Source organism: Chitinispirillales bacterium (assembly GCA_031254455.1).
In the GTDB taxonomy this organism is placed as follows: domain Bacteria; phylum Fibrobacterota; class Chitinivibrionia; order Chitinivibrionales; family Chitinivibrionaceae; genus WRFX01.
The window spans coordinates 1-6,391 of the sequence record JAIRUI010000107.1; the positions used below are offsets into that span (position 1 = coordinate 1).

The 6,391-nt window shown below is 36.7% G+C and carries 7 protein-coding genes and 1 pseudogene; 6 read left to right on the forward strand and 2 right to left on the reverse strand.

The features are described from left to right. Window positions 1-78, reverse strand: a pseudogene (locus LBH98_08375) (polymer-forming cytoskeletal protein). Between the two features lie 214 nt (window positions 79-292). Further along, complete coding sequence (locus LBH98_08380; GenBank protein MDR0304763.1) at window positions 293-1,483, reverse strand: hypothetical protein; 1,191 nt, start codon at window positions 1,481-1,483, stop codon at window positions 293-295. A 67-nt stretch (window positions 1,484-1,550) separates the two neighbouring features. Here LBH98_08380 and LBH98_08385 point away from each other — a divergent pair, with 67 nt between their 5' ends. The 6 genes from LBH98_08385 to LBH98_08410 form a co-directional block, all read left to right on the forward strand. Next, complete coding sequence (locus LBH98_08385) at window positions 1,551-2,624, forward strand: sigma-54 dependent transcriptional regulator (protein MDR0304764.1); 1,074 nt, start codon at window positions 1,551-1,553, stop codon at window positions 2,622-2,624. Beyond that, window positions 2,611-3,030: a YbgC/FadM family acyl-CoA thioesterase gene (locus LBH98_08390; protein MDR0304765.1), complete on the forward strand. Its 420-nt coding sequence runs from the start codon at window positions 2,611-2,613 to the stop codon at window positions 3,028-3,030. The genes LBH98_08385 and LBH98_08390 overlap by 14 nt, the downstream gene beginning before the upstream one ends. Continuing rightward, window positions 3,023-4,288, forward strand: a complete 1,266-nt coding sequence (gene miaB / locus LBH98_08395; protein MDR0304766.1) for a tRNA (N6-isopentenyl adenosine(37)-C2)-methylthiotransferase MiaB — start codon at window positions 3,023-3,025, stop codon at window positions 4,286-4,288. Before LBH98_08390 ends, miaB begins: the two co-directional genes overlap by 8 nt. Further along, window positions 4,285-5,415 (forward strand): UDP-N-acetylglucosamine 2-epimerase (non-hydrolyzing), encoded by a 1,131-nt coding sequence (wecB, locus tag LBH98_08400; GenBank protein MDR0304767.1) that lies wholly within the window; start codon window positions 4,285-4,287, stop codon window positions 5,413-5,415. The genes miaB and wecB overlap by 4 nt, the downstream gene beginning before the upstream one ends. 379 nt (window positions 5,416-5,794) lie before the next feature. Then, window positions 5,795-6,247, forward strand: a complete 453-nt coding sequence (locus LBH98_08405) for a hypothetical protein (GenBank protein MDR0304768.1) — start codon at window positions 5,795-5,797, stop codon at window positions 6,245-6,247. Window positions 6,248-6,303: 56 nt separating this feature from the next. Continuing rightward, the coding region (locus LBH98_08410) for an IS1595 family transposase (protein MDR0304769.1) at window positions 6,304-6,391 on the forward strand (88 nt) is incomplete at its 3' end.

The window sequence follows — 6,391 nt, forward strand, 5'->3', positions numbered from 1 at the left end:
TGTTGTAGTGGTATGGGGAGGGGGGGGGGGAGGGGGGGGGGGTGGGGGGGGGGGGGGGGGGGGGGGGGGGGGGGGGGGCTGTTAGGACTATATGCGTAATTAAACTTCGTAGTTATTGACGTATGAACGATTCGCACCATTTTGAGAAACAAATGAGAAATATTTTTTGCTGTTTTGCTAATTATCGTCATATTTATTAACCCTACCCAAATTCATACTTTATTAAGATCGTTATTGATAATATAATATTGTTATCGGATATTTGTCAAGGGACTTTTACAAGACCTTTTTCTCAAAATAATTTTTCAATCTCTTTCAAAAACGAATTCACGCCTTTTTTCATAACTTCGTTGTCCAAAGAAATGGAATAACCGCTCACATGTCCGTCGATTCTTCCGCCGATTTTTCGTCCCTCGTTTTTGGGTTCGGCAAAAACCATCGCATTCCAAATTTCTTTTCTAACTGCAAATTTCATATCCGGATTGAAATGTATTTGTATGCTGAAGTCAAGTTTATTATTTTGCGGAGAATAATGTCCGTTTGCAGAAACCGCATACTTAAAATTGTCGGCTAAAAAACTATTAACCCGAACTTTTGAATAGGAATAGTCGAAATTCGTCGTAATTTTTGCGAAATCAAGATTATTTATTCCCAAAACCGATACCGCGCTTAATATCGGTTTTGAATATTTTTGGTTATTGTATTTGAAATCGCTCATTTCTATTGAAAAAACCGCCTGTTTTTCTCTTAAAATTTTTGAGAAATCCGACTTAATATCCACAAAATCGCTCGAAACCATTGTGCCGGAAATTTTTCCATAGACGCATAAATCAGGAAACAAATTTTTGATTTCAATATTATTAAAAACCGCTTCAATGTCTTTTAATAAATAATTATACGAGTCGAAATTCGCTTTCATATTCAAATTACCCTCAAAAATTTTGATATTTGAATTTATACTAAAAAATCCGCTGTCAATGGTTCCGCTCGCCTCAATTTTTTTCACATGGAAATAAAAATTATCGACTTTATTTATTAATAAATCATATTTAAGCGTCTCTTTTTCAAAGCGTAAATTCGCTTTTGCATCGGAAAAAATTTCTTTATCGTTTACCCCAAAAACAATATTTTTCAGTTTTGCAGAATTTGAAAAGTCACTTATACCTACTTTTTCTTTTTTGATTTTTTGCTTGTAAATCGCTCTTGCGTAAGCGAGGAGAGAAATTTCAAGTTCAAATGATTTTGCATCCGCTTTTATATTTTTTGAAAAATCGCCGACACAAACGCCGCCGAATTCAATCAAATTCGGAAATCGAAAATCTGCGCGTTCGATTTTTGTTTCAAATCCGTTTTTTGCGCTCGCTTCCACTATTTCCGCTTTCATAGACTCAAGGGAATTTGGAAAATAAATCGTCGCTAAAATCCCCGTACCTATAACTATAATTACCGAAAAAGCGACAAAAATTATGATAACCTTTGACATTTACCTATTCTCCGATTTAATTTTATCGCAAAAGTTCGGACAAAAATACATTTTGGAGATAAACGCTATGTCAAATTCGGACAAATTGTTTGAAAACGAATATAAAATGCTTTGGGATATGACGGGAAACAGCCCGGTAATGGAAAAAGTAGTTCGTTTGTGCGTGAAAATCGCTCCAAGTTCCGCAAACATAGTAATGCTGGGTGAAAACGGCACGGGAAAGGAATATTTTGCGGAAATTATACATAAATTGTCAAAGTCCGACGGCAAATTCGTTGCGGTAAATTGTGGAGCGATTCCGGAAAATTTGTTTGAAAGCGAGTTGTTCGGGCATAAAAAAGGTTCGTTTACAGGCGCGGTCGCGGATAAATCCGGCGTCGTAGAAGAGGCGGACGGCGGAACGCTTTTTTTGGACGAGATAGCCGACTTGCCGCTTAACTGTCAAGTTAAACTTTTACGTTTTATACAAGAAAAAACATTTAGGAGAGTCGGTGAAAATTCGGATAGAAAATCAAATTGCAGAATAATTGCCGCAACTAACAAAAATTTGAAGCAAATGATTGAAGATAATTTATTCCGCGAAGATTTATATTATCGAATAAACGTTTTTGCAATTACTCTGCCGCCGCTTAGAGAGCGGAAAGAAAGCATTTCGTATTTAATTCCTTTATTTATGCATCAGCAGTGCGAAAAACTCAAAAAAGGTACGCTTGATTTTTCAAACGAGGCGAAGTTTGCGCTTATGAGTTATGATTACCCTGGAAATATTCGTGAGCTGCGAAACGTCATAGAACACGCGACGGTAGTGAATGAATCGGGAGTAATTTCGTTTGAGGATTTGCCCGAGTATTTGCAAAAATTCATTGAAGAAAAATACTTGAATCACAAAAGTTTGGCAATTGAATATAAGGATATTCCTCTTATTGAAGTGAAAAAAGATATAATTCCGGATAAAAAAAATGAGGGAACAGACGATAACGACGTTTTTTGCATAAACTCTTTAATGACACTTAATGACGCGGAGACAGCATATATTAAATTTGTATTGAAAAAATGTAAAAATAATTACTCAAAGGCGGCGAAAATTTTGGGAATCAGCCGTTCTACAATTTGGAGGAAACTAAACGATGAGTCGTATTGACATAAGGATTTATTACGAAGACACCGATTTGAGCGGCGTAGTCTATCACTCAAATTATCTAAAATTTATGGAGAGAGGGCGTACGGAATTCCTTCGCGAACACGAAATTGATTTGGCGAAATATCATGAAGAAGGCGTAGTTTTTGCCGTTACCGAAGTCAAAATACAGTATCGCTATCCCGCAAAATACAACGACTTAGTGAGAGTTGAAACGGAATTAGACGCAATTTCGTCTTTTCAAGTAAGTTTTCGCGACGAAATGTTTAATCAGGACGGAAAGTGTTTGAGCAAAGGAACGGCGAAAATTGTCGCTGTGGATGAAAAAAGCGGAAGCGCGATTCGTTTACCTGAAAGTTTCATAAATCTTGCCGAAAAAATTTTGGAGCAAAACAAAAAAAATGTATAGTTATTTTTTGAAGTCGTTTGGCTGCCAAATGAATAGCGCCGATTCCGATTTTATTGCCGGATTGCTTACGGCAAGAGGATTTTCTTTGTCGCAAGACATCAAAACCGCCGATATCGTGATTGTGAATACTTGTTCTGTCCGTCAAAAGGCGGAAAGCAGGGCTTTTGCGCAAATAATGGAATATTGTGCGATAAAAAAAAAAGATTCGTTGCTTTGGGTTATCGGTTGTATGGCGCAACGGACAAGTAATGAATTAAAAGAGAAAATTCCAAATATTCAAAGGATTATCGGTGCGCAGGAAATTGAATTTATTGAAGAAAAAATAGACGAATATCTTTTGCCGCTGGGGCATTTTGACATTTTGCCGCAAAATATAAGAAGTCGATGGAGTTCTTTTTTACCGATTATGCGCGGCTGTAACAATTTTTGTACGTATTGTATCGTGCCGTTTGTCCGCGGCAGAGAACATTGCGTAAAATCTGCGCAAATTTGTAATCAAGCGCAAGAAATTATCGACAGCGGGGCGTTGGAAATTACTCTTTTAGGGCAAAATGTAAATTCTTATGGAGACGAAAATTTGGATTTTGCGGATTTATTGGCAAAGGTTTCGCAAACAAAAGGACTTAAACGTTTGCGGTTTATGACTTCTCATCCGAAAGACATAAGCGGGAAATTAGCGGAAACTATTGCAAAAACTCCAAATTTATGTAAGCATATCCATTTGCCCGTACAATCCGGAAGTTCCGTAGTTTTGGAAAAAATGAACAGAAAATATACACGCGAACAATATCTTGAGAAAATTGCGATGATTCGCGAAATTATTCCCGACTGTGACATCACTACCGACGCTATGGTCGGATTCCCCGGAGAAACGCAAGAACAATTTTACGAAACGATTTCGCTTTTTGAGCAAGTGAAATTTACGTTTGCGTTTATGTTCGCTTATTCGCAAAGAGACAAAACAGCCGCCTGTAAAGAACAAGGGCAAATTCCTCAAGAGGAGAAACAGCGTCGTTTGGCAAAACTCGTAGAGGTACAAAATTCTATTACTAAAGATTTTTATTCGTCGATGATTTCAAAAGAGTTTGAAACATTTTTTACTTTGGAACAAAACAAAAAACACACACATTCTTGGGTCGGGCAAGATTTCGGCGCGAAGCGGATTTTGGTGAATACAAATCAAGATTTGGGAGGAAAAATCGCAAAAGTAAAGATTGTTAAAAGCAGTGGAATGACACTTGTCGGAGAGTTGATATGAAAAAAATATTGTTTGTTTTCGGAACGCGTCCCGAAGCGGTAAAAATGGCGGTCCCGATTTTGGAATTGAGAAAAAGGAAAAATGTCGAATTGAAAATTTGCGTTTCCGGGCAGCATCGTGAACTTTTAGACGGCGTACTTGACGTTTTTGAAATTAAACCTGATTTTGACCTGAATATTATGAAACAAGGGCAGGATTTATCGGATATTTCTTCGGCTGTTATTTTAGGACTTCGCGGCGTATTTAAGCAATTTGACGCAGACGTAGTCGTTGTACACGGCGATACGACAACGGCGTTCGTTTCTGCATTGGCGGCATATTATCAGAAAATAAAAGTAGCGCACATTGAGGCTGGTTTGCGTACAGGTAACATCTATTCGCCGTTTCCGGAAGAAGGTAACAGAATAATGATTGACGCGATAAGTTCGTTTTTATTTGCGCCCACAAAACACAGCGAAAAAGCGTTGCTTTCGGAAAATATTGATAAGTCAAAAATTTTTGTCACGGGAAATTCGGTTGTTGATGCGCTTTTTGAGATACGAAGTAGGATAAATTCCAATGAAAATTTACGAAAAACCGTTCTTGAGAACATAAAAAAAGCGGGATACTCGTTTAACGATAGTCGAAAAATTGTTCTGATTACTACCCACAGAAGAGAAAATATCGGTGAAAATCTTATTGAAATATACAATGCGATAAAAATTCTTGCGCATAGCAATACGGACTGCGATTTTTTGGTTATTCTGCACCCAAATCCGGCGCTTGCGCGAATTATCGAACCGATAATTCTGCATACGGAGAACATAAAAATTCTTCGCGACGTCGATTATTATTCATTTATGTTTTTAATGAGCAAGGCTTATATAATTATGACTGATTCGGGCGGGATTCAGGAAGAAGCGCCAAGTTTTGGCGTACCGGTTTTTGTCTTACGAAACGAAACTGAGCGTCCGGAAGGCGTCGAATGCGGCGTTATTAAAATTTTGGGAACAAATAAAAATTTTATCGTTTCCCAAACGTCTCAAATTTTTAAAAATACGCAGATTCGTAATTCGATGGTCTGTAAAGAAAACCCTTACGGCGATGGAAAAGCGTCGCAAAGAATCGCAGATGTTTTGTGCGGGTGATCAGAGTGTGTTTTAAGAAGCCTGTTGCGTAAGCGCTTAGCGCGGTTATTGTTTTAGCGCAAGTTTTGTTGTCTGACAGTCAGATTTTGCAAATAGTATATTCCCTTAGGTTCAAGATGAGTTAAGCGTAAATTATATTTGCTTAACTTATGATAAGAAGAAGAAAAAACAAGTATATAATTCGTTCTTTAGAGGGAATTATATACATCTGTGACCAAGAAGAAAGAAACGGACGATTACGTTGAATTTGCAACGTATACGTTTCGAATGGAAGATGTTACGAATGTGCATGGTCAAGTGGTAGTTAAAGGCACTTGGATACCTTTTGAGCCGAAAGATTGTGTTGTTGGTTACACATACAAATCATGGGATAATTGAAATGCATAAAAATAAAATAAATTTAATATTGCTTTTGCTGGCAATATTGATATTGAGTATTATATGTCAATCTTGTGCTGGAGCCGGAGGGCGTTGCAAATACATTACCATTGACGCTTATGTAATCATTGACAGTATTACGTCTCTTGAAGATTATTGTAAAGACAGATGTGAAGGATTGCTTTATTATGAAAACTGTTATAATAATTGCATAGATGGTTTTCTCGTATATTTTTCAATGTTTAATAAATCAAATAATGAAAAATTTGATTGGATTGAAAGCGGTAGATCTTTTTTGAGTTTTGCATCCGCAGATTGTATTTCAACTAACAGACTTTCAATAAGTGATACTCTTTCTTGTAAAATAATAAAATTGATAGAAGGAACATGTAGCCCAATATCTTTTGAAATTTTAGATTATAGTGAATGTTTTTCTGAGATTTGGTATTATTAATTTAGGTTCAAGATGAGTTAAGGATAAATTATTTTGTTGTAATACTAGGAGGGACAATGGAAAACAAATATATAATTCGTTCAAGAATTTCAGAGCATAAATTTAGGGAGATTCTAAAGATATTTTGTTTGGATATAGAAGCTA